Raw genomic sequence first — 23,015 nt, 5'->3', positions numbered from 1 at the left:
GTTTGGTAACTCAAGAATACGTAGCCACGGTCAAAGCTACGTATTCTTGTCCGGTATTTAATCCTGAACTATTTCATAATTTTCTGGGGGTTATCGATATATGCAAGGTTAGATAAGTGCCAGCAAGTAAGCTGGCCTTTTTGATCAACAAATTCTGTAAAAACCACACTCATCAAACCAGTCATATTCTCTATCTCGCTGTTTGTTTCTTATACAAAAAGTTAACAAATTAAATTTTTATACATTTTTATTGCATAAAAACTCTTTGTTGGTAATATGAATGCCAAGTGACAATTAATGCGGTATTGCAGCATGAGTATTCAGGTAAGCGGAATCAACAAATCCTACGGTGACACACAAGTTCTTCACGATGTGAGTTTCAATTGTGAAAACGGTGAAACGCTAGTGTTACTGGGCCCAAGCGGCGCGGGGAAGAGTTCTTTATTACGTGTTCTAAACCTTTTGGAAGGGGCGGATAACGGCAAGCTAAACATCGCTAATGACGTCTTTGATTTCTCGGCTGAAATCAAAGAAAAGCAAGGTTTAGCGCTTCGCCGTAAAGTGGGCATGGTATTTCAGCAATACAACTTGTGGCCTCACATGACGGTCATGGAGAACTTGATTGAAGCGCCTATTAAAGTGTCTGGAATGGATAAAGAAGAAGCTAAAACCCAAGCTATCCAAATTTTGTCTACGTTGCATTTGGCTGATAAGGCTGACGCATGGCCGATGCAGCTATCTGGTGGTCAGCAACAACGTGTGGCGATTGCTCGTGCATTGATGATGAAACCGGAAGTCTTGCTTTTTGATGAACCGACCGCAGCTCTTGATCCTGAAATTACGAACCAAGTCGTTAAGATTATTAAAGATTTAAGCGAAACTGGCATCACCCAAGTCGTAGTGACGCATGAGGTCGATTTTGCTAAGAAGATTGCTAGCCACGTTCTGTACCTCGAGAAAGGACACATCGTAGAGCATGGTACGCACGACGCTTTTGCTAACCCGCAAACCACACAGTTTGCTGATTATCTAAAGCACTAAAAACAACACCAATAAATTCAGTCAACTAACAGATAAGCTCGGCTGTCATTGCGAGTGTCAGCCCAAGACGTACACACGGAGTATTGCAATGAAAAAGATTCTACTAACTTCACTAATCGGCCTTATTTCTGCAAATGTGGCAGCAAACGCAGTGGCACAAGATGAAATCAAATTCGCGATGGAGGCGACCTACGCGCCATTCGAATACATGGATGAGAACAATCAAATCCAAGGTTTCGATGTGGATCTGGCGAATGCTCTATGTAAAGAAATGGAAGCAAAATGTAGCTTCCACAACCAATCTTTCGATAGCTTGATCCCTGCATTAAAATTCAAACGTTATGATGCGGCTATTTCTGCAATGGACATTACTGAAGCGCGTCTTGAGCAAGTCAATTTCTCGCATGCTTACTACGACAACTCGGCAGCGTTTGTTTCTATCAAAGACAAAGTCGCTGACCAAAACGCGTTAGAGGGTAAGCGTGTAGGCGTTCAAAACGGTTCAACTCACCAAAGTTACCTTATCGAGCAAATGCCGGGTGTAACGTCGGTTCCTTACTCAAGCTACCAAGATGCTTTCATCGACATGAAGAATGGCCGTATTGATTCTGTATTTGGTGACACAGCGGTAGTGGCGGAGTGGTTCAAGAAGGAAGACAACCTTGCGTACGTTGGTGAGCGCGTTACGAATCCTAAATACTTCGGTAATGGTTTTGGTATCGCAGTAAACAAAGGCAACGATGAACTTGTGAACAAGCTAAACACAGCGCTAGAAGCCGTGAAAGCGAACGGCGAATACGACGCAATCTACAACAAGTACTTCGGTAAGTAATATGGCGTTAACGGGTTACTCTTTATCGCTTGTACAAGCTAGCTGGATGACGGTTCAGCTAGCCTTCACAAGCCTTTTAGTCGGTTTAATTCTGGCAGTGGTGTTCGCCAGTGGTGAAATGTCTCGTCGCGTATTCGTGAAATGGCCTACAACGGCGTTTGTTACGGTGGTGCGAGGCTTGCCAGAAATCCTTGTCGTGTTGTTCATCTATTTTGGTTCGACTCAGGTTCTGTTTTTAATCACCGGAGACTTTATTGAGGTTAGCCCGTTTTTGTCTGGTGTGGTGGCGTTATCGTTGATCTTCGCTTCCTATGCTTCTCAAACTCTGCGCGGCGCATTAAACGCCGTAGGCAGAGGACAGAGAGAAGCTGCAAGCGCACTCGGTATCAGTCAGTTTCACGCGTTTGTGCGCATTGTGTTGCCACAAGCCGTGCGACATGCGCTTCCTGGTTTAACCAACCAATGGTTGGTTTTGCTAAAAGACACGGCGCTGGTTTCTTTGATTGGCGTGACGGATCTGCTGAAACAAGCTCAGCTTACGTCGGCAGCAACGCACGAAGCGTTTACTTGGTATGCGACGGCAGCGGCGATTTACTTAGTGATCACGCTTATCACGCAGCGCGTGGTCAAAGTGATTGATAAGAAATTCTCAATCCAAGGCATGAGTATGGGGCAGGAGGCAAACGCATGAACGAACAACATGTATGGCAAATGCTGGATGGTTTAGGCACTAGCCTTCAATTAACGGCTGCGTCTTTGGCTGTCGGCTGTATTCTTGCACTATTGATGACCTTGACGTTGATTCTACGCACTCCGGGTTTGCACTGGGTAAGCCGTGGCATCATCACTCTGTTTACTGGGACACCGTTGCTGGTTCAGATTTTCTTGGTCTACTACGGTCCGGGTCAATTTGATGCAGTTAGAGAGAGTGTGCTGTGGACTTGGCTGAGCCAACCTTGGTTCTGTGCCATGTTAGCGTTGGCATTAAATACTGCCGCGTACAGTACTCAGCTTTTTAAAGGCGCGTTTAATGCTATTCCTTCAGGTCAATGGCAAGCGTGTCGTGCGCTGGGTATGAACAAAAGTGCCACGTTACGTGTGTTACTTCCTTATGCGATTCGCCGCGCGGTACCTGCTTACTCAAACGAAGTGATTTTGGTGTTCAAAGGCACGTCTTTGGCGAGCACCATCACCATCATGGACTTGATGGGCTATGCTCAGCGCATTAATGCTCAAACCTACGATACATTAATGGTCTTCGGTGTAGCAGGCGCGTTTTATCTGAGCGTGAACGGGATTCTGACGCTTATCTTCCGCCAAGTTGAGAAAAAAGCTCTGGCTTTTGAAGCCGTATAAATACGAAACCATTGTTGATTTAAGTTCATCACATCTTCAATTTCACCATGCCTCTGCGACTGACTCTCTGGTAGGGGCATTTTTTATTTCTCTTCTCTTGTTTTACCCGGAAGTGGAAAACTGCGCATCTTTACCAAACTTAAGTGAGTAGATTTTTCTGGGTAGTAACATGGAACGACGACATTTTCTTGCGTTATGGACATTGATGTTTGCGCCATTTCTTAAAGCGGAAAGCTCTATGCGTCCGACGCCCTCTCAGACCGAAGGTCCATTTTATCCCGTGGTGAAGATTCCGCTTCGCCAAAACCTAGTATTGAAACCGGATACTTTGATCGGAGAGGCGATAACATTGCAAGGTAAAGTGTTGGATGTGTTTGGTCGTCCTATCTCTGGCGTAAAAATAGAAATTTGGCAGTGTGATGGCCAAGGGATTTATGACCATCCGAATCAACCCAGCCAAAACAAGTTTGACCCAAGTTTTTCAGGTTTTGGCGCGACAGTAACTGAAGAAGATGGACGCTATCTTTTCCAAACGCTGTTTCCTGTCCCATACAGCTCAAGACCTCCTCACATTCACGTCAAACTGTGGCGTGGCGACCACGAATTGTTGACCACCCAACTCTATTTGAAAGGACAAACAGGGAACGAATGGTGGGGTGGTAAAGCCCGCGACCATTTACAGTTTGAGCCGGTAAATATTGATCGGCGAATTGTCGGAACGTTCGATTTCGTGATTGCTTAATCTGTTTGATGTTCGCTAGCAAGGCATCAACTCAGCCAACTGCGACAAGCATTCTTTGTCTAGTATGGGATGAGTTTCGACACCAGTCACCAAAACAATATCCACCGACGGTAGTGGAGGCAAATCTTCTAAGATCTTCAGATCATCTGTGACACTGATTCTTCCCATTGCGCCAATCGCCATGCCAGAGCGAACAATGGCTCGTTGAGCAGAAGAGGTGTTACAGCAAGCTAAGAGTTGATATGGCGTTCCTCTTTTGGTCAGCGCATTAATAGCGGCGGCGTGGTATTTACAATCGGTTTGAAATAGCGCGAGAGGGATTGGCTGTGATTCGTCGATAGTGAAATCGGGGTGACTGATCCACACGCCTCTATCACTTGCGAGCCAGTATCCTTCTTCGCTATCGGGTGCACGAGTCACGATGGCGGCGTCTAATTTGCCTTCATCTAGCCATTCGCGGAGCGTCACGCTTGGCTCACTGTACACCTGGATAGAGCAGGTCGGTTCGGTTTGCTGCAATACGCGGATGAGTTTCGGCAGCAGACTATCGTTATAGTCTTCTGGACATCCTAAACGCAGTGGGCGTTTGTTTTCGTAGCGTTTTACTTGCTTGACGGCTTGATTGTGCAAACTTACGAGTTGCTCTGCATGCGCACGAAGTGACATACCCGCTTCGCTCAGTACTAGGTTGCGACCTTCCTTTTCGAATAAGCTGACATGGAGTTCATCTTCAAGCTTTCGCATTTGAGCACTAAACGCGGATTGGGTGCGATTGATTTGTTTTGCAGCACGAGTGAAGCTACCTGTTTCAACAAACGCAAGAAAGCTGCGCAGCGCGTCAATATCCATATTCTTTTCTATCCATCGTTTTTGTTGAAGTATCCCATCAAAACTATCCGTTAGTTTGAAATAAAACAATCAGATATTGTGATTTCACGCTTTAATTAATAACAACACCATTTGGCATGGAGGCAACAATGCAACTCTTTATCGGAAATCAAAACTACTCAAGTTGGTCATTGCGAGCGTGGCTCATTTTTTCTCAATACGATTTAAAAGTGGATGTGACTAAGCTAACGCTGTTTACTGAAGACTTCTACGACAAGCTGGCGAGCGTAACACCAACGGCCAAAGTGCCAACATTGGTTGATGGCGAAGTCACGGTTTGGGATTCCTTAGCGATTTTGGAATATGTGAACGAGCAGTACCTACAGGGAAAGGCGTGGCCGAGCCATGTAGCGGACAAAGCGAAAGCGCGCGCGATTTCGGCTGAAATGCATTCGGGCTTTTTTGATTTGAGAAACGAGTTACCGATGAACTGTCGCGCACGTCGAAAAGTAGGTCTGAGCGATGGAGCACTAAAGGATATTGCACGCATAGACGCAATTTGGTCTGAGCAAATGGCAAAGTTCCCAGACGCTTTTTTGTTTGGAGAGTGGTCGATTGCCGATGCTATGTATGCACCGGTTGCGTTGCGCTTTGAAACTTATGGCATTGAATTGTCCCAAGGCGCTAAAGCTTACCAGCAAAAAGTGCTAGCAAGCCATGCGGTGCAAAAGTGGCTAGCGGAAGCAAGTCAAGAAACAGATATTGTGGAAGAAGATGAAGCAGGAGTAGAGGTTTAAGTCCTCGATTTTGTTTCACCCTTGAAAGACAGAGCATGATAGACACGGTGCTATCATGCTCCATTGACTACATACTCTGATAATTAGGCCCGCCACCGCCTTCAGGCGTCTTCCACGTAATGTTTTGTGACGGATCTTTTATATCGCACGTTTTACAATGTACGCAGTTCGCGGCGTTGATTTGAAACTTCACTTTCCCATCAATTTCGACCACTTCGTAAACCCCGGCAGGGCAGTAACGCTGGCTTGGCTCATCAAACAACCCGAGGTGCACATCGATGGGGATATGAGGATAAGTCAAAACAAGATGGCACGGTTGGTTTTCTTCATGTTGTGTGCCGGATAAAAACACCGAAGATGGTTTATCAAAGCTGATTTCTCCATCCGGTTTTGGATACTCAATCGGCGGGCATTCATTTTGGGGTTTTAACTGTTCGTGATCGTGGGAATGGTCTTTCACTGTCCACGGTATTGGCTTTTTAATCAGAGGAAGCCACAAGTTGTGCTCGAAGGTAGAAAGAGCTCCGCCAAACAGGCTACCGAACTTATGCAGGTTCGCTCCAAAGTTACGCGTTTCGGCGAGTTCATCGTACAGCCAAGAGGCTTCAAATCGCGTTTGATAATCAGGTTCACACCTTGAGTCTTGTAATGCTTGATGAATGGCTTCTGCTGCTAGTAAGCCTGATTTCATCGCGGTGTGGCTGCCTTTTATCTTCGCAACGTTAAGTGTTCCTGCATCACAGCCAATTAATAAACCGCCGGGGAATTGTTGTTTCGGTAAAGAAGATAACCCACCTTTTGCGATGGCTCTTGCGCCATAAGCGATACGCTGTGACCCTTTTAGGTATTGTTTGATTGCAGGGTGGTGTTTAAAGCGCTGAAACTCATCGAATGGGCTCAAGTGGGGATTGCGATAGTTAAGATCGACAATCAACCCAACCGCAATTTGGCGGTTTTCCATGTGATAGAGGAATCCACCACCAGTTGTGTTGGTTTCGCTCAATGGCCAACCGGCGGAGTGGATGACGTTGCCAGTAAAATCTTTCGCATCAGCCGGCAGTTCCCAAATCTCTTTCAAGCCTAATGCGTAATGCTGAGGTTGTTTGCCCGCATCCAAATCGAAATGACGAATGAGCTCTTTTCCTAAATGCCCACGGCACCCTTCAGCAAACAGCGTGCATTTGGCTTTAAGCTCAATGCCCGGTTCGAAATTGGCTTTCTCTTGTCCGTTTTTATCCAGCCCCATATCGCTGGTGGTGATTCCAGTAACGGCACCTGATTCATCGTAGTTAACGCTCGCAGCGGCAAAACCAGGAAATACTTCAACGCCGAGCTGCTCAGCTTGAGTAGCAAGCCAGCGACACAGATTAGCAAGGCTAATAACGTGATTGTTTTCGTCATTATGCATGGGTTTAGGCGTGAGGAAGTGGGGCACACGTATATGATTAAGCTCCGTTGTTAGATAGAGAACATCATCATGTTGAACGGGGGCTGAAACGGGCGCTCCCATTTCCTTCCAATCTGGGAAAAGCTCGTCTAAGGCGCGAGTTTCAAATACCGCGCCAGATAATATATGTGCGCCGACCTCAGAGCCTTTTTCTACCACACAAATTGACAGCGCTTCGCCTTCACGATCTTGGTTCAACTGTGCTAATCGACATGCTGCACTTAACCCCGCAGGGCCAGCTCCGACGATCACCACATCAAACTCCATGCATTCACGTTCCATTTTTGTGCTTCCTTTTTATTTTCGTCATCTGGGTGACATTTTTCGTTTATATAGAAAACTATAGCTCAGTTAACGTAAACGTGAATTCGATGAGAGGTGGTCAGGGTTTTGGAATATGAAAGAGTGACATGAGTATGAAAATCAAACCATTAGTGATGATTGTATCTGTTCGGTTGTTGGGTTTGAATTAGTGCGTAAAGCAGAAAAAAGGCTTCCATTTAGGAAGCCTTATGTCGTTATGACTTAGTTACACTTGGCCTTTGCAGATGTTCTGCAAGCACCTTGGTAAAGCGCGCGGCTTCACCGCCGGTACAAGCTCTGTGGTCAAAGGTAATGGACAGCGGCATTGCTTTTACGGCCACGGCTTGACCGTTACGGATCACGACCCGGTCCACAATTCGTCCTGCACCGACAATCGCGACTTGCGGTGGCGAAACCACTGGTGTTGCGAAAATGCCGCCAATGGCCCCAAAGTTGGATAAAGTAATGGTTGCGTGTTGTAAGTCTTCTCGGCTGATCTTTCTGTCTCGGATGCCTTTGACGGTTTGATCGAGCCAGCGACGAACGTCTTGCGGTTCATACTCATCCGCGTGGCGAAGCACGGGGACATACAGTCCGTGACGGCTATCCACCGCTACACCAAGATTGACGGTAGGATGAACACAGCGCGTCATGGTTTCGGCATCGAACCAAGCGTTGAGAGCTGGCTCTTGTTGACAAGCGTAAACGATAGCTTGTACCAGACGAATGCTGATGTCCTCGTTTGGCAACCAATCTTCCAATAACGCTTCTTCGGTAATGGTCACCGCTGCGACGTTTTGATGCGATTCTGCCATGGTCGAGACCATCGTACGTCGCGCTCCTTTGAGCACTTCAGTGCCAGGAACTTGTTTGCCTGCTTCTTCGTAAACATCGGCATCGACGATCAAACCGCTTGGTCCGCTACCGACCATCGTTTTCAAATCTACGCCTAGCTTTTTCGCTAGCAAACGCGCGGAAGGTAAAGCGGTGATGAGTTTGTCTGTTGATTTGTTGTGGCTGCCGCCCACCCAAAAATCGTCAACATTTACATTATGAGATTGGTGAGATACGGTGCCAACAACGGTTGCGGCATCGGCGGTTTGTCGTTTTTCCGCAGAGACAGTGTTTTCTGCGCCACTTTCGTCGATTTCTAGAAGTAGGGCGCCAATATTAATTACGTCGCCTTCTTCACCATGGCGGCTGACAATTCTGCCTGCGTACGGAGCAGGAACGTCTACGGTTGCTTTCGCCGTCTCAACAGTGAGGATCACTTGGTCTAGTTTGACCATGTCGCCCACATTGACATGCCATTTTACAATTTCTGACTCAGCGAGACCTTCGCCGAGATCGGGTAAGTTAAACGTCTTCATTTCCAATCCTCCACGAGCTCGCGCGCTGCGATCACAATGTCTTCTTCCTGAACCATGAAATAATCTTCGTTACGGTAATAAGGCATAATGGTATCCATACCTGTGACTCGTTTAGGTGGCGCTTTTAGCAAGCACATCGCGTGCTCGGCGGTTCGAGCCAGCAGCTCAGAACCCACACCACACGTTTTACTGGCTTCATGTACAACCAGCAGGCGTCCGGTTTTCTCTAGTGAACGGAAAATCGTCGCGGTATCAATCGGCTTAATACTTGCCAGATCAATGACTTCGACTTCGATCCCTTGGCTTGATAGGGTTTGCGCAGCTTGGAGAGATTCAACAACACATGCTCCCCATGTCACGAGCGTAATATCTCGGCCTTTGCGCAGCGTAAAACAAGTGTCTAACGGCAATGCTTCCCCGTTATCAATCACTTCGGATTTAACGGTTCGATAGATGCGTTTGGGTTCAAAGAACATCACTGGATCGTTACTGCGAATGGCAGCAAGCAGCAAACCGTAAGCACGCTGAGGAGAAGATGGAATCACCACTTTAAAGCCTGCGGTATGTGCAAACAGTGCTTCAATGCTTTCTGAGTGGTGTTCCGGCGCGTGAATGCCGCCACCAAAAGGCGCGCGGAATACAGCCGGACAAGTGAGGCGTCCACGAGTACGGTTACGCATTCTGGCCGCGTGACACATTAGGTGCTCCATAGCCGGGAAGACGAAACCTTGGAACTGAAATTCTGCAACAGGGCGTAAACCTTGAGTTGCCATGCCCACTGCAACGCCGCCGATTAAGGCTTCTGCAAGCGGAGTATCGATGACGCGTTTTAGTCCATACTTTTGTTTGAGCCCGACGGTTGCGCGGAATACGCCGCCGTTATCACCCACGTCTTCGCCAAGTACGACGACGTTTGGATCGTGTTCCATTTCATGATGCAGAGCGAGGTTTACTGCTTCAACTAATGTAAGTTCAGCCATGTTTGCCTCCTTGCATTCGCATTGCTTTATTGATCAATTCATCGCGTTGAGCGTGAAGCTCTTGAGGAAGCGATTCGTAGAGGTAATCGAATCCGGTTTCAGGCGCTTGTTGAGGCAAGTTTAAGTAGCGTTCAACCGCGAGCTCGACTTGTTCCTTGCAGTCGCTTTGCCATTGTTGCTCTTGTTCATCGCTCCAAGCACCTTGATTGATCAAAAAGGTTTTTAGTCGGCTCACGGGCTCGAATTGCCATGCGGTTTGCACGTCATCTGCATTACGATAACGCGTCGCATCGTCGGCGGTGGTGTGGTCACTCAGACGATAACTTACCGCTTCGATCAGTGTCGCCCCTTTGCCTTTTCGTGCTCGCTCTAATGCGGTCATGGTAGCGTCATACATAGCAACAACGTCGTTGCCATCGACGGTAATCCCTGGAATGCCAGCGCCTTTTGCTTTTTCAGAAAGAAACTCCGCCGCGCATTGCAAACTGCGTGGTACAGAAATCGCCCACTGGTTGTTATTCACCACAAAAACCAACGGAATGTTCCATGTCCCTGCGCAGTTGATGGATTCGAGAAAGTCTCCTTTGGATGTCCCACCGTCACCACACATGACCAGTGCCGCTTCGTGGTTGCCTTGAATTTTCAACGCAGAAGCAACGCCGACCGCATGTGTACATTGTGTTGCGATTGGGACACAAAATGGCAAGTCTCGGCTTGGGATAGGGCTGCCTTCTGGCGCGAAGTCACTGCCGCGCTCATCGCCGCCCCAATATTGAAGATTTTTTTCCATACCAATGCCACGACACCACATCGCAGGCATATCGCGATAATAAGGGACGAAGACGTCATCGGTTTTTAATGCCCGTCCTACCGCTATACCAATGGCTTCTGAGCCAAGGTGTGAAGGGTAGGTACCTAGCTTACCTGTTCGTTGCAACGCAACGGCTTTCTGATCGTAGGTGCGAGTTAATACCATGTCGCGGTAAAACCCGACCAAAGTTTCAATGTCAGCCCAGTTGGGTAGTTGGCCGACTAGGTTCCCATGATGGTCGATAAACCGATGCATGGGTAACGCCTGAACGTTCATCTCAAGCTCCTTTTGACGCTGCGGGTCTTTTGGACTGCAGCTGTTCATTATTAAACCAAAGTCTGTATGGGTACTCAGTCTTTGATATCAGCGCAAAAGGCCATACCTAGGGTTGCGAATGTCATCGAGCGTTTGAGGCATCTATTTGTCCTTTAAACGATTGGTCTCTCACACCGCTGCTTGTTTGAAAAACACATTGTTTTAAAACGCAAGACCTCGTGTTGACTGCTATTCACTTGGCCCAACCCTCTGATTCAATCTTGGTATAACCAGATACAGTAAGTGTAAACAAAATGTTAAATTGTGCTTTAATTTGACTTTAACCCATCAGTAAAGTTTTGCTTACACCCCATTTTTGCAGAGTAAAATACTGGTTTTTTATATTATTCATTTCAAAAGCTGAATTTAATCACTTTCATTTGTTACAAAATTGCAACAAAATTGGGCTGTGAAATTTGACAAACAAAGCTAAAGTATTTGAGTGTCGTAGATTTATTTGTTGCAGAAAGATAACTTCTTCCCAATCAGACGGAATCAAGGTAGGGTGGCAGTCAATTGAAGAAGTTTGGATTCCAACGTGCCTAAGCGGCGTTAATTCGAACCTAGTGTGGTTCAGTGTTTAGATGGCTACACAGGCTTTGAACGACGGGGGAGTGCAACACTTAGAATTCAGATTGGAGAAGTTATGTACCACGTTCACGTTTACTTTCCTTTGCAACAATTGGAAAAAGCACAAGCTCTGAATGAGATCATCCGCCAAGAGCGTCAAGATGTGTTGCGCGTGTATCCATTGGTCGACAGATTAGTCGGCCCGCACAAGATGCCGATGTTTGAAATGCACCTTGAGTCGATCAGTGAAGAGTTTTTGGCTTGGTTAGATACCATTCGTGGGGATTTTTCTGTGCTTATACACCCGGTCAGCGAACGAGAACTGCGTGATCACACAGAGAGCGCGATTTGGTTAGGTCGCGAACTAGGTGTTTTCGAAGAAAAGCTAGAAAATTAACGATTTTTGCCCAAATGGTATAGACGTATGACGTCGATATCATTTGGGCGCGTTCCCTCTCTTCCTATTTCCTTCCCTGCAATCCATTCCGTAGTGTGCTAGACCTAAAGGTGTGCCTTCGCACGTTTAAAACCGTTAGCGTGTTCGTTTTTAAAACTAACATTACTCGCTGAGTAAACATATAAGATAGAAAAATCATCGCAATTCTAATTGCTTAGAAAGGCTTAAGTACGCGTTAAACGATGTGTGACGTTAGCGATGACGATGACAATTAGGGAAGTGCAGTTTACGACCTCAATAGCAACGGCAGTGGCACAGACATTTCTAAGGGGGGAGTATGTTGACGATACTGTTGATTGCATTGGCGCTGTATATTTTCTGGCTACTGTTTCGAAATGGCCCTGCATTTGCCGAGCGACTCCCAGACCACAAACGCAATTGGGTTGGCCCCACCGCTAATCAAGAAGAATGGCGCGGCTATTGTGCGGACGTATTTCAACCTTTTAGTTCCCGCACGACTTTCTATGCTATTGCCTATTTTGCCAATTATATTGCAGTGGCGAATGCGATCTCTTGGTCCATTGTCTACGAAGGCAATTATCCTGTTATGATGAGCCGTTTCGGCAGCTACTTTATTGTTAGTACGCACGACGCCATGCTGGTAGCTGGGTTTGTTTCTCTGGCTTTTTTTATCATTAACTGGCAACTGGCGATGCATTGTGCGAGTTTACTTAGCCAATATTTAGTGCGAATCCTCATCATTAATCGCACGCGTTTTGTCGCCATGAGTTTAGTGTTCAGCAGCTATTTTGCTTACTTGTTAACGATAGGAATTTTTTGGCTGTTTCACGACACGTACTCAATTTGGCAAGGATTGAAACTCACGCCTGCTTTTCTTTTATTAGCGTTATTGTTAGCCGTCGTGTTACCTGCCATGAAAAAAGAAACGTCCGAAAGCGAATAAGCGTGAATCGCTCTACCGTTTGAGTAGTAATTCATGTGCCATTGAGTTAGCATTGCCGACCTTTTTTTCGTCAGTGGGAGGACTCATGTATATTGGCTTTGACTATGGCACTGCAAACTGTTCAGTGGCAAAAATGGAATCAGGCGAGCCTGTTTTGCTAAATCTTGAAGGGGATAGCCCGTTCATTCCTTCCACCCTTGCAGCTCCGACTCGTGAGTCTGTGTCTGAGCATTTGTTTCGTCACCGTGACATCAAACCGTTTGATCAAGTTGGAGAGCAGGTACTGCGTCGCGCAATCAACTTGAACCGAGAAGAGAGCATCGAGCTGGAGCCAGAAGACATCGCGTTTGGGCAGGCAGCGTTGAACCGCTATTTAGAAGATCCACGCGATATCTATTACGTGAAGTCGCCAAAGTCGTTTCTTGGTGCATCTGGCTTGCGTGATGTTCAGCTGAGCTTCTTTGAAGATCTGGTTTGCGCCATGATGGACAACATCAAAGCTCAGGCAGAAAACCATGCTCAGCAAAGCATTACGGATGCGGTGATTGGTCGCCCAATCAACTTTCATGGTCGTGGTGGAGAAACGGCGAACATTCAAGCGGAAAATATTCTACTTCGCGCTGCCAAACGTGCCGGTTTTCAAAATATCGAATTTCAGTTTGAGCCAGTAGCCGCTGGTTTAGAATACGAAGCGACGCTTAGCGAAGACAAACTGATTTTGGTGGTGGATATCGGTGGTGGTACAACCGACTGTTCTTTGATTCAGATGGGGCCATCTTGGCGAGGAAAAGCAGACAGAACGGCAAGTTTGTTGGCTCACAGTGGTCAGCGTGTCGGCGGTAACGATCTGGATATCGCGTTGGCTTTCAAACAGTTGATGTTCCCGTTTGGAATGGAAAGCAAGATGGAATCGGGCATTGTGATGCCGACGACTCAGTTTTGGAATCCGATTGCTATCAATAACGTTGAAGCGCAAAACGACTTTTACTCACGTGAGAACTTAGCGGCGTTAAAACTGTTGCAGAAACAGGCGCAAGAGCCAGAAAAACTAGCGCGCTTGCTTGAGGTTTATCACGAATCATTAGGCTACAACATTGTCCGCCGTGCAGAAGAAGCGAAGGTGGCACTCTCTGATCAAACGGCTTACCGTACTGGCATCAACTTATTGTCGGAGCTGATTGAAGTGGACGTTCAGCGCGATGAGATGATTGAAGCGATTGAATCACCAAAGAACAAGATGACGGCGCTGGTAACAGAAGCTGTTGAGCAAGCAGGCATAAAACCGGATGCGATCTTTATGACTGGTGGTTCCGCTCGTTCGCCGATTTTACGTGACGCGGTACAAACCGTGTTGCCAAATATTCCTGTCGTCAGCGGTAACTATTTTGGTTCGGTAACCGCAGGCTTGGCACGCTGGGCGGACGTTTGCTTTAAGTGATCTTTAGTTCTGAGCGAGTTACTGATGTCACGCGCTAAATAGAACCTTTTTCTAATAAAAGAGCCCGGCAGTATGACCGGGCTCTTTTGTATGGAATGAAAGGGACTTAGTGGTGCATGTGTTTTTCCATATGACCTTTCTTTTCCACCGCCATTTCAACATCGATTTTGCCTGCGTTTTTGAGCGTCAGCGTCATTGGGAAGCGATCACCTTCTTGCAATGTTTGCGTTGGGTTGAAGATCATTAAGTGGAAGCTGCCTGGCTTAAATACCACGGTTTCGTGTGCCGCTACACGCACTTCATCGATTTTAATCATCTTCATTACTCCGTCTTCGTTCGCGTGAGTGTGGATCTCCACGCGGCCAGCGATTGGGCTTTCTGCTGCGATCAACGCGTCTTCCGTATCCCCATGGTTGGTCAGCTGAAAGAATCCGCCAATAACAGGAGCATTTGATGGCGCTTCACGACTCCAAGGATGATCGATGTGTATTTTTCCGGCTTCGTAATCGTGAGCAAGGCTCATAGGGCTAGCAATGAGAGCGATAAGTGACAAAGTGGCGATTTTCATTTGTTTAAGCATGTGTATTTTCCTTTTAAATAGAATGACTTCCCGAGCAAATGCTTAATGGGATAATTGTTATTATTGTGAGCCTGAGTTCTTAAAGAACCATTAGGCAGGAAAAACACAAGGAGGGGATTGCTTTGGTGCGATATGCTGGTAAACCAATCTGCCGCATTGAGCAAAATGGTAGGGCGTGAGCGCGTGTTTAACGCGGCGTAACCACTGAATGGTAGCAAGATAAAGCCCAACCGCGACAAGCAAGAAAAATTGCACGGCTTGCAGCAGTGGACATTCAAACTGGAAACCGTCGTGTAGCTTCAAGTTATCAATAAATTCGGAAGACGGTTGAGCGTTTACAGCGATGAGTGTATTGATGTCGACCCACTTAAAACCTTCAGCGGTACAGAGCAACACCTTTTCATTCTGAACTTTGTTAAGCCAGCTTTTATTGCGCACTTGCGTGGGATTGAGCGCCGCAGTGGAGGCCAAATACAGCTGAAACAGTACCGCGAAAATAACCGCAATAGCGGCGACTCGTTGTTTCTTAGGTTGTATTTGAGTGGTTTCCATACGATTTGATATCTGGCTGATTCGGCGCAGGATACTAACAAATAACCCTAAAAATGTAACTGCAATATTTTCAAAAAGTGATGCAAGTGTATTTTATTTGTGTGCATTACCCACCGCGCGAAAATGTGCAAAAGGAAAAACCAGGTGAGTCGTGAACCCAAGGCCATGAACGACGGGCGATAGCGAAAATTGACTGGCGAGTTAGTGTGCAAAATTTGAGAGATAAAAGATCAAACTGAACACTGATTCTGCACTTGTTTTACGTTAACGGAATTATGACAGTAATTTAATAAAGGATACGGTATTCTCTCGCTCCTTTGTGTATTCCTGAGCGTTTCTTGCTGTGGCAAGAGAGGCGTCATCTTAAGAAATTTCTCCAATGAAATACGAACAACAGATCGAATTTCGATACCCTAAAGGTCGATTCGCGATGGTGAGTGTTTATACATTCACAGGCGCCGCTATTTTAGCGTCGACGATTTTTTCTCTATTGCTATTTTTATCAATTGACGACAACCCAATGATGCAGGCGCTGTTTGGTGGTTTGGCCATCATCTTTGAAGCTGGCAAATTTTATGCGTGGTATGAATACGGCGAGCGTCGCGCCCACAGAAATTACGGTGGGGCAATTACGGCCTTGGTGTTTTACTCTGTGCTTGCCGCTATCTCTATTGGCGGTAGTATCGGCGGCATCAACAGCGCGACTAACAGCGCACAAAGCCATATTTCTGTCGAGCAAGCAAAAATCGAAGCGTTTAACCGCCAGATTGCGTCTATCGATAAACAGATCGAGCTGAACAACATCGCGGCGCAGAAGTACATCGAGATGGAGCGCATCGCAACGGGGGTGACGCGAATTCAAGAGCAAAACAAAACCCTGCGCGAAGAGCAGCAGAGATTGGCGATGGAGCGAGACAGCTTGCCTCCGGTGACACAAGGCTCGGTCATCGGTCTGATCGATAGCCTTGCAAATGCGTTCGGTACGACATCGCAACAAGCTCAGTTATGGCTGGTGGTGTTCTTATCCATCCTGCTCGATTTCTTTGCGGCGTTTTTTGTTGGTTTGATTGGTGAAGAACAACGTTTCCGTCATTATTACCGTCGCTACGCAGGCATGACTGTGGCATCAATTCGCGATATTGAACCAGAACCAGCGGGTTATCTTCCACACATTAAGGATGAAGATGAACCTGCCATTGAGCAAAAAGTTGAAGAACCGGAAGAGCCAAAAACACTACTAGAACAGGTGAGCGATGCCCTTAAAACTCATCAAATTACGTGTACGAAAAAGGCGGTAGCGAAGCAATTTAGACTTTCTGCGGAAGAGGTAGACAAAGTCTTCGAAGAGCTGGCAGAGCTTGGGCTGGTGGGTAAAAAAGCCAACCACCATTACCATTGGATTGGTCAAGCTGAAGCCGCTTAATGGTCTAGACTCAGTAAACTATTAAAGAGCGTCGATGGACGCTCTTTTCTGTTTCTGCAATTTATCTTCCACGCTTAAACTTAATCGCTTAAGCCTTAATCTTTATTGAACTTTTTGGTCACGTCTTTCACCGTTTTCTTTTCTTTTTCTGGTGTCATTGCATCAACGGCTTTGCCTGCCATCCCTTCATCCGGCAGTTTGTCTTTTCCTGCGTCAACTGCGGTATCTTTCAGTGCTTCTTTAGGCGTACAGCGACCGCCAACACCAACCACGGCTTTTGTTGCTGCGGCTTTGGCTGCTTTTTCTGCATCGCAGTCGGGATCCATCACGCTAGCTATGCTGGTGGTTGAACCAAAAAGCAAGATAAGCAGAGCGAGGTTACGTTTTTTCATGGTAGTCACCGATGTTGTGAAACATAGGTAAAGTGTAATTGAGGGAAAAGAGTTTGGCTGAGAATTTGCTGGTTTAAGCTAGGGATGCAAAGTAAGAAAAAGTGCCACCGAAGTGACACTTTTATTGGGCTTTGTTTAAACGTGGTGGCTGACCTAGTTTAGTCGTCGTAGCCTTCTCGCTCGATTTCGCGAGCGACGTTTTGATTATTGATGATCACACCATCGACTTCGACACGAGCACCATTCAAGTTCAGTTCTTCAATGCCTTGGAATTGAGTTTGCGCATCGATAACCACTAATTTGTTATTTAGCCGTTGATCAGCATCATTCTCACAACGTTCGATTTCAAATGTTCTTGCATTCGCATCATAATTTGACACATAACCTTCGCATTCAAACTCTTTGCCTTGCCATTGATGGTTGTCATCAAAATCTGGCGCTTCAAACTCAACGACGGTGGCAATGCGTTTGCCATTTCTCAAGACAGAAGAAACGTCGACTTCTTGGCCTTGTTTTAAACTCATTTTGCTACCGTCTTCGAATCGAGTTGCGTTATCAACAAAGAACGCACCGCGGTAGTTTAGTGAAAACTCGCTGTAATCGTTCGCAACCCAAGTGACGATGCCTTCCACATCGCTGTCGTTTTCTAGGTTGTCATAGCCTTCTATTTCGACGTCAGAGGCGACAAAAGTACCCCCTTCCATTTTGCCTTCCGCTTCTACCCATTGACCTACTTTTAGTTGGTCAACACTGTGGTAAGACACGGTGATGTTTGCGCCCAGTTTGAAGGTGCTTTGGTTTGCATCAATGCTTGCGATTCGGCCTTCAATTTCGTACATGTCGCCTAGGCTTGGGTAGTGGTCAACGTCAATTTCCACCACAGATAAGACTTTGTAGCCAGCATCAGCAGTTGGAAGTGAAGACACCATCACCCATTCACCTAAATCTATCTCGTTACTTAAGCCATCAAACTGCAGTTCTACACCATTTACGGTGAAGGTTTTCTTTGCGTAATCAATGGCAGTCACTCGACCTGTGATGGTTGGTTCTAGTGACACAACGGCATTCGCATCTGCTGTTTTTTGGATGTTTTCATCCACTTTTACCATCATATTTGGTTGCACAACAGCTAACGCTAATGGAGTTGTACCGTAAACCACCTTTGAAACGCGGTAAGTATATCCATTGACGGTTAATGTGCTTTCTTGAGCATCTACAGATTCAACAGACCCAATAGCCGCACTTGGTTTTGCTGCTGGGAGTGTTGATGAGCTGTCGTTATTGTCGCTGCCAGAACCACCACAACCAGACAATGCCAAACCTACGACAGAAATAAGAGCCAGTTTTTTCATTGTATTAACCTCAATTTACGAGCTAGTTTAGGAATTTGGCGGTATCTTATGAGGCATACCGTGAAGAGATCGTGAAGAAATGTGAGTCGTATGAAAATTTTAATTGTTGATGATAACCACAATGTTTCCGAGACCATTGCTGACTACCTAGAACTCGAAGGTATGACGATAGATTGCGCGTATCACGGAGAGGCTGCGCTGGCGTTGTTGGAAGGTAACCATTACGACGTGATCATTATGGACATCATGATGCCAAAACTCGATGGCATCAGTACCGTGCAAAAGCTGCGTCAGGAACAGTTTTGCGGAACGCCCATTCTTTTTCTAACCGCAAAAGACACATTAGATGACAAAATAGCGGCATTTAAAGCGGGTGGGGATGACTACTTAATGAAGCCGTTTGCGATGCAAGAGCTCAGCTTACGCATTCATGCTTTAGCTAGTCGTGGTCCACGCCAAGACATTGGTACGCTGACGTTCGCTGATATCTGTTTAGATGCGCGCACTGGTAAAGTCACGCGCGATGGTAAAGAGATCAAGCTAAGTCGCATCCAAACCAAAATCTTAAAGTTGCTCTTGAAGTACGCGCCTGCGTCAGTATCACGAACGGAAGTGATCGAAAGTGTTTGGGGTGACGAACCACCTAGTAGTGATGCATTACGCAGTCATATTTATGGTTTGAGAACTGCACTCGATAAAGGTTTTGAAGAATCACGATTAGAGACTATTCATGGACAAGGCTACCGACTTAAAGCATAACGAATACCCAAGTATTTATCGCAAGATTCGCTGGGGTTTTGGCGTGATGACGTTCGTCATGTTTACGCTGTTTTGGTCACTGATTTATGTCGCAGAAAACAAACTTGAGGTATTGAGCCTTCATCACTGGCTCGATACAGAAGCGGCGCTCTACACCGAAAATTTTCAAAAGCAGGGTTGGAAGGCCCCGTTACCAAACAAGTTGGAATTTAACTCCTATTGGAGTAAAGCACCGACGCCAAGTTGGTTGCTCGCGTTCAAATCTCCAGGCTTTTATGAATACTTGTTGGGCGAAGAGGATAAGCACTTTGTGGTGTTTGATCATCCTTCTGGCGAAGGCTTGATGTACATCGTCTTCCAAGATGACTCGGACGATTATCTGGATGAATACGAAAGCTCATTGCACCAGTTCACTCTGTTATTGGGCGGGTTGTTTTCCTTGATTATGCTTGGTTACGGCATTTATATGGTGAAAATTTTGTCTCGACCGCTCGCTAAAATAGAGTCAAAAATCAGCCAGATGCCACCCGACCAGCCTGCATTTGAAGTGGAAACGAAGTTCAGTGAAACGCGCCATATTGAGCAGACGTTGTTAGACAGTAAGAACGACATCGCGGGCTATTTCCGCCGCGAACAAGAGTTTAGTCGTTTTGCCTCTCATGAGCTTCGCACGCCTATTATGGTAATAGCAGGCTCAACAGACATTTTATCTCGAGTGCCTGACCAGCCAAGGGTGGCACAAAAAGCGATTGCGCGAATGCAAGCTGCGTGTGAAGACATGCGCGTTTTGACCGAGGCGTTTTTGTTGTTAGGTAAAGAGAAAATTGAGCCGCAGCACTTTGGCGATCAAACGCTTTTAGTTTGTTTACACCAGCAATTGGAAGAGCTTGCTCCGTTGTTTGCAAAGCAAGATGCGCATTATCAGCTTAACGAACAAAATAGCGGCGAAGTGTATGCGCCAGCAAGCTTCGTGACGATAGTCATCAACAATTTAATCAAAAATGCATTCAGTTACAGCGTTGGAGACATCGAGATCGATCTACAGCAAAACACGCTGATTATCACCAATCGTCATGACGGTAACGAAACGTATAATGCGGGTTATGGTTGCGGCTTAGTGATAGTGCAACGCATTTGTGAACGGATGGGGTGGCCGTTTGAATTAAACGATGATGGCGTCCGATTTAGCGCGAAAGTGACGTTTGTTTCTTAACGTCCCAATTTGCCAATGAAGCCAGAGTTAACGTTCTGGCTTTTTTGTCTCACTTTTTACCTCTAACTCACAGTGAAACAAGAAAAAACTAGGATTTGATTTAGAATAAGTAGAGCGAAACAGAAACTTAAGGAATGGCTATGCTTGCTTATCAGGTCAGCAAAAGTATTGAAATCAACAAATCTCAAAGTGAGATCATCGATTATCTAAAGGATTTTAAAAACTGGCCTGAGTGGTCTCCTTGGATCATTTTGGAGCCAAGCTGCGAGCTGACTTACAGTGACAATCAAGGCCACGTTGGTGCTGGTTACCAATGGAATGGGCAACGAATTGGAACGGGGGCGGTTGTTCTGGAAAGCACACAAGAACATCGTTTAGACATGGAGCTACATTTTTTTCGCCCCATCAAAAGCCACGGCAAGGTAACGCTCATCGTGACGCCGTCACAAGATGGTTGTACCGTAGAATGGCAAATGCAGTCTCGTGTTCCTTGGTATCTGTTTTTTCTGAAAACGATGTTCAAATCCATGGTTGAAATGGATTACGATCGTGGACTCAAGATGCTAAAAAGCCAGTTAGAAACTGGGCAAATATTGTCGCAGTTGAGCGAAATCGGCACTCGTCATCAAGATTTGATTCATTACGTTGGTTTGCAAGGTTCAGGGACAATTCCTGAGCTTGGTCCAATCATGAAAAAGCAAACTCAAAGACTGTACGAACTGATGCAGAAAGAAAGTCTGCCCGTCAGCGGCGAACTGTTCTGCTATTACCTTTCAATGGACATGAAGCTCGGTCATTTTGAATTTGTAACCTGCTTGCCCGTGAATGAAATGGTAGAGGTACCAAATGGTTTTGTGTTTGGCACGATTCCAGCGTGTGAAACTTTTGTGATTGAGCACAAAGGTGACTACCAGTTTTTGGGCAATGCGTGGTCGTTAGGGATGAATTTGACACGCCAAAACGGCATAAAAGTGAAGAGCAAGCCTTTGGGGATTGAGCGCTACTTGAATAACCCGAATGAGACACCTAAAGCCGGCCTACGTACAGAAGTGATCCTATTTAAGAAATGATTTGGGTTGCAAAACCATGATGTAACACGCGGTTTCATCCTAACTGAATGATAGTATTGATGAATACTTGTAAGCAAAACAGTAATTAAAGTGACGGCTTATATTCGCAGTCACTTTTTCTGGATGAAATATGACAATCAGATACTCTTTACTTGCGGCCAGTTTACTGGCTGGGCTTGTTCACGCCAATGAAGCACCGAAAAATATTATTTATATGATCGGTGATGGAATGGGCCCTGCCTACACAACCGCCTACCGTTATTATCAAGATAGCCCAGAGACTAAACAGATTGAGCCTACAGTCTTTGACTCGATACTGGTTGGCATGGCTCACACCTATCCCGATGATGATACTTATGTCACTGACAGTGCAGCAGGCGCGACGGCCTTAAGCAGTGGCATAAAGAGTTACAATGGCGCCGTCGCTGTCGATACCCATAAAAAGCCAGTTAAAACGATGTTGGAAGTAGCGAAAGAGCAGGGCATGACAACCGCTCTAGTGGCGACTTCGCAAATTAACCACGCGACGCCCGCAAGCTTTGCCGCACACAACGAATCTCGTCGTAATTATGATCAGATAGCAGACGACTACTTGGATAACAAAGTAAATGGAAAGCTGCCCGTCGATCTGTTACTTGGTGGTGGTGTTCGATATTTTGAGCGTGAAGACAGAAATCTGATTGAAGAATTTAAAATGCAGGGTTATCACTACCTAACGGATTTTGATACCTTGCCTTCGTTGCAAACATTGCCTGCGATTGGGTTGTTTGCCGACAAAGCATTTCCGTTTGCTTTGGATGACAATCCCAACCGACTGGAGAATATGACGAACAAGGCGCTGTCGTTATTGTCGCGCTCAGAGCATGGCTTTTTCGTTATGATCGAAGGAAGCCAAATCGACTGGTGCGGTCATGCGAATGACATAGCATGCGCGATGGCAGAAATGGATGATTTTGCTAAGTCGATTGCTTTAGCCAAGGCGTATGTTGATGCTCATCCTGACACTTTGCTCGTTGTCACCGCCGATCACTCCACGGGAGGTTTAACTATCGGTGCAAATGGAGAATACGACTGGAAAACGGATGTGATCAAAGGCGTGCATCAAACGGCGTGGCCATTAGCAACGTCACTTGCAAAGGGTTCAGACATCAAACAAGTGTGGTCAGAATCAGTAGATTGGGCGCTGTCAGATGTGCAATTTGCGCTCCTCATTGACGCGAAGAAGAGTGAAGAGCCCGCGAAAGCGCTTTATCAAGCCGTAAAGTCAATCATCAACGATCAAAGCCTTACAGGTTGGACGACAAAAGGGCATACCGCGGTGGATGTTCAGGTGTTTGCTTATGGTAAGGGGTCACAAGCATTCGTTGGCTCTCAGAACAATACCGATATCGCAAACAAGTTGATTGGTTATCTTCAATAAGAGACGTTTTTTAGCCGAAGATAAGTTAGAAGTTGCTCTGTAAACGAAAGAACAAAGAAAATG

At 46.2% G+C, this 23,015-nt stretch carries 23 protein-coding genes; 14 read left to right on the top strand and 9 right to left on the bottom strand.

Features of this window, described 5'->3' with window-relative positions; genetic code table 11:
* Nucleotides 1-312 precede the first annotated feature (312 nt).
* From artP to ACF8CV_RS04735, 5 genes are all read left to right on the top strand, one after another.
* Complete coding sequence (artP, locus tag ACF8CV_RS04755; protein WP_079720406.1) at nt 313-1,041, top strand: arginine ABC transporter ATP-binding protein ArtP; 729 nt, start codon at nt 313-315, stop codon at nt 1,039-1,041.
* A gap of 88 nt (nt 1,042-1,129) precedes the next feature.
* The gene (locus tag ACF8CV_RS04750; protein WP_017448107.1) at nt 1,130-1,873 is read left to right on the top strand and encodes an arginine ABC transporter substrate-binding protein; all 744 of its coding nucleotides are present in this window, start codon (nt 1,130-1,132) and stop codon (nt 1,871-1,873) included.
* A 1-nt stretch (nt 1,874) separates the two neighbouring features.
* Entirely contained in the window at nt 1,875-2,564 is a 690-nt protein-coding gene (gene artQ, locus ACF8CV_RS04745) for an arginine ABC transporter permease ArtQ (protein WP_070226391.1), read from the top strand.
* Nucleotides 2,561-3,229: an arginine ABC transporter permease ArtM gene (artM, locus tag ACF8CV_RS04740; RefSeq protein WP_020842245.1), complete on the top strand. Its 669-nt coding sequence runs from the start codon at nt 2,561-2,563 to the stop codon at nt 3,227-3,229. The genes artQ and artM overlap by 4 nt, the downstream gene beginning before the upstream one ends.
* 169 nt (nt 3,230-3,398) lie before the next feature.
* Nucleotides 3,399-3,971, top strand: a complete 573-nt coding sequence (locus ACF8CV_RS04735; protein WP_070226390.1) for a protocatechuate 3,4-dioxygenase — start codon at nt 3,399-3,401, stop codon at nt 3,969-3,971.
* 15 nt (nt 3,972-3,986) lie between these two features.
* On the opposite strand, the gene ACF8CV_RS04730 is transcribed toward ACF8CV_RS04735, so the two are convergent.
* A complete protein-coding gene (locus tag ACF8CV_RS04730) occupies nt 3,987-4,820 on the bottom strand; it encodes a LysR family transcriptional regulator (RefSeq protein WP_025556619.1) in 834 nt (277 codons plus the stop codon).
* A gap of 128 nt (nt 4,821-4,948) precedes the next feature.
* On the opposite strand from ACF8CV_RS04730, the gene ACF8CV_RS04725 reads away from it, so the two are divergent.
* Entirely contained in the window at nt 4,949-5,596 is a 648-nt protein-coding gene (locus tag ACF8CV_RS04725; protein WP_025556617.1) for a glutathione S-transferase family protein, read from the top strand.
* Nucleotides 5,597-5,663: 67 nt separating this feature from the next.
* Here the strand turns inward: ACF8CV_RS04725 and ACF8CV_RS04720 are convergent, their stop codons facing one another.
* From ACF8CV_RS04720 to pdhA, 4 genes are all read right to left on the bottom strand, one after another.
* On the bottom strand, nt 5,664-7,325 hold the full coding sequence (locus tag ACF8CV_RS04720) for an electron transfer flavoprotein-ubiquinone oxidoreductase (protein ID WP_140071907.1): 1,662 nt from the start codon (nt 7,323-7,325) through the stop codon (nt 5,664-5,666).
* A gap of 236 nt (nt 7,326-7,561) precedes the next feature.
* Nucleotides 7,562-8,716, bottom strand: a complete 1,155-nt coding sequence (locus ACF8CV_RS04715) for a dihydrolipoamide acetyltransferase family protein (RefSeq protein ID WP_017448113.1) — start codon at nt 8,714-8,716, stop codon at nt 7,562-7,564.
* Entirely contained in the window at nt 8,713-9,696 is a 984-nt protein-coding gene (locus ACF8CV_RS04710; RefSeq protein WP_005455773.1) for an alpha-ketoacid dehydrogenase subunit beta, read from the bottom strand. Before ACF8CV_RS04710 ends, ACF8CV_RS04715 begins: the two co-directional genes overlap by 4 nt.
* Nucleotides 9,689-10,783 carry a pyruvate dehydrogenase (acetyl-transferring) E1 component subunit alpha gene (pdhA, locus tag ACF8CV_RS04705; RefSeq protein WP_025507202.1) on the bottom strand — a complete coding sequence of 365 codons (1,095 nt, stop codon included), beginning with the start codon at nt 10,781-10,783 and terminating at the stop codon, nt 9,689-9,691. The genes ACF8CV_RS04710 and pdhA overlap by 8 nt, the downstream gene beginning before the upstream one ends.
* Before the next feature lie 685 nt (nt 10,784-11,468).
* Here pdhA and ACF8CV_RS04700 point away from each other — a divergent pair.
* From ACF8CV_RS04700 to yegD, 3 genes are all read left to right on the top strand, one after another.
* Nucleotides 11,469-11,789: a DOPA 4,5-dioxygenase family protein gene (locus ACF8CV_RS04700; RefSeq protein WP_005455725.1), complete on the top strand. Its 321-nt coding sequence runs from the start codon at nt 11,469-11,471 to the stop codon at nt 11,787-11,789.
* Between the two features lie 337 nt (nt 11,790-12,126).
* Nucleotides 12,127-12,753, top strand: coding sequence for a hypothetical protein (locus ACF8CV_RS04695; RefSeq protein ID WP_005483333.1), 627 nt, complete (start codon nt 12,127-12,129; stop codon nt 12,751-12,753).
* Between the two features lie 85 nt (nt 12,754-12,838).
* Complete coding sequence (gene yegD / locus ACF8CV_RS04690) at nt 12,839-14,191, top strand: molecular chaperone (RefSeq protein WP_017448115.1); 1,353 nt, start codon at nt 12,839-12,841, stop codon at nt 14,189-14,191.
* A 106-nt stretch (nt 14,192-14,297) separates the two neighbouring features.
* Here yegD and ACF8CV_RS04685 read toward each other — a convergent pair whose 3' ends face one another.
* Nucleotides 14,298-14,771, bottom strand: a complete 474-nt coding sequence (locus ACF8CV_RS04685) for a copper chaperone PCu(A)C (protein WP_138937341.1) — start codon at nt 14,769-14,771, stop codon at nt 14,298-14,300.
* Between the two features lie 90 nt (nt 14,772-14,861).
* On the bottom strand, nt 14,862-15,323 hold the full coding sequence (locus ACF8CV_RS04680) for a hypothetical protein (protein ID WP_138937340.1): 462 nt from the start codon (nt 15,321-15,323) through the stop codon (nt 14,862-14,864).
* Nucleotides 15,324-15,702: 379 nt separating this feature from the next.
* Here ACF8CV_RS04680 and ACF8CV_RS04675 point away from each other — a divergent pair, with 379 nt between their 5' ends.
* On the top strand, nt 15,703-16,746 hold the full coding sequence (locus ACF8CV_RS04675; protein ID WP_015313098.1) for a hypothetical protein: 1,044 nt from the start codon (nt 15,703-15,705) through the stop codon (nt 16,744-16,746).
* 95 nt (nt 16,747-16,841) lie between these two features.
* Here ACF8CV_RS04675 and ACF8CV_RS04670 read toward each other — a convergent pair whose 3' ends face one another.
* Both ACF8CV_RS04670 and ACF8CV_RS04665 read right to left on the bottom strand, forming a co-directional pair.
* Entirely contained in the window at nt 16,842-17,138 is a 297-nt protein-coding gene (locus ACF8CV_RS04670; RefSeq protein ID WP_015313339.1) for a hypothetical protein, read from the bottom strand.
* A gap of 158 nt (nt 17,139-17,296) precedes the next feature.
* Nucleotides 17,297-18,490 (bottom strand): DUF5666 domain-containing protein, encoded by a 1,194-nt coding sequence (locus tag ACF8CV_RS04665; RefSeq protein WP_138937339.1) that lies wholly within the window; start codon nt 18,488-18,490, stop codon nt 17,297-17,299.
* Between the two features lie 90 nt (nt 18,491-18,580).
* Between ACF8CV_RS04665 and ACF8CV_RS04660 the strand changes: the two genes are divergently transcribed.
* From ACF8CV_RS04660 to ACF8CV_RS04645, 4 genes are all read left to right on the top strand, one after another.
* Nucleotides 18,581-19,249 carry a response regulator transcription factor gene (locus ACF8CV_RS04660; protein ID WP_029854696.1) on the top strand — a complete coding sequence of 223 codons (669 nt, stop codon included), beginning with the start codon at nt 18,581-18,583 and terminating at the stop codon, nt 19,247-19,249.
* Nucleotides 19,221-20,462 carry a HAMP domain-containing sensor histidine kinase gene (locus ACF8CV_RS04655; protein WP_005463732.1) on the top strand — a complete coding sequence of 414 codons (1,242 nt, stop codon included), beginning with the start codon at nt 19,221-19,223 and terminating at the stop codon, nt 20,460-20,462. Before ACF8CV_RS04660 ends, ACF8CV_RS04655 begins: the two co-directional genes overlap by 29 nt.
* A 140-nt stretch (nt 20,463-20,602) precedes the next feature.
* Nucleotides 20,603-21,532, top strand: coding sequence for an SRPBCC family protein (locus ACF8CV_RS04650; protein ID WP_025586982.1), 930 nt, complete (start codon nt 20,603-20,605; stop codon nt 21,530-21,532).
* Nucleotides 21,533-21,662: 130 nt separating this feature from the next.
* Nucleotides 21,663-22,952: an alkaline phosphatase gene (locus ACF8CV_RS04645; RefSeq protein ID WP_005463736.1), complete on the top strand. Its 1,290-nt coding sequence runs from the start codon at nt 21,663-21,665 to the stop codon at nt 22,950-22,952.
* Nucleotides 22,953-23,015 lie beyond the last annotated feature (63 nt).

The organism is Vibrio sp. zbq_1, assembly GCF_043102935.1.
GTDB classification, from domain to species: Bacteria; Pseudomonadota; Gammaproteobacteria; order Enterobacterales; family Vibrionaceae; genus Vibrio; species Vibrio parahaemolyticus.
The sequence above is the reverse complement of the archived record's forward strand: the minus strand, read 5'-3'. Positions and strand labels throughout refer to the sequence as shown.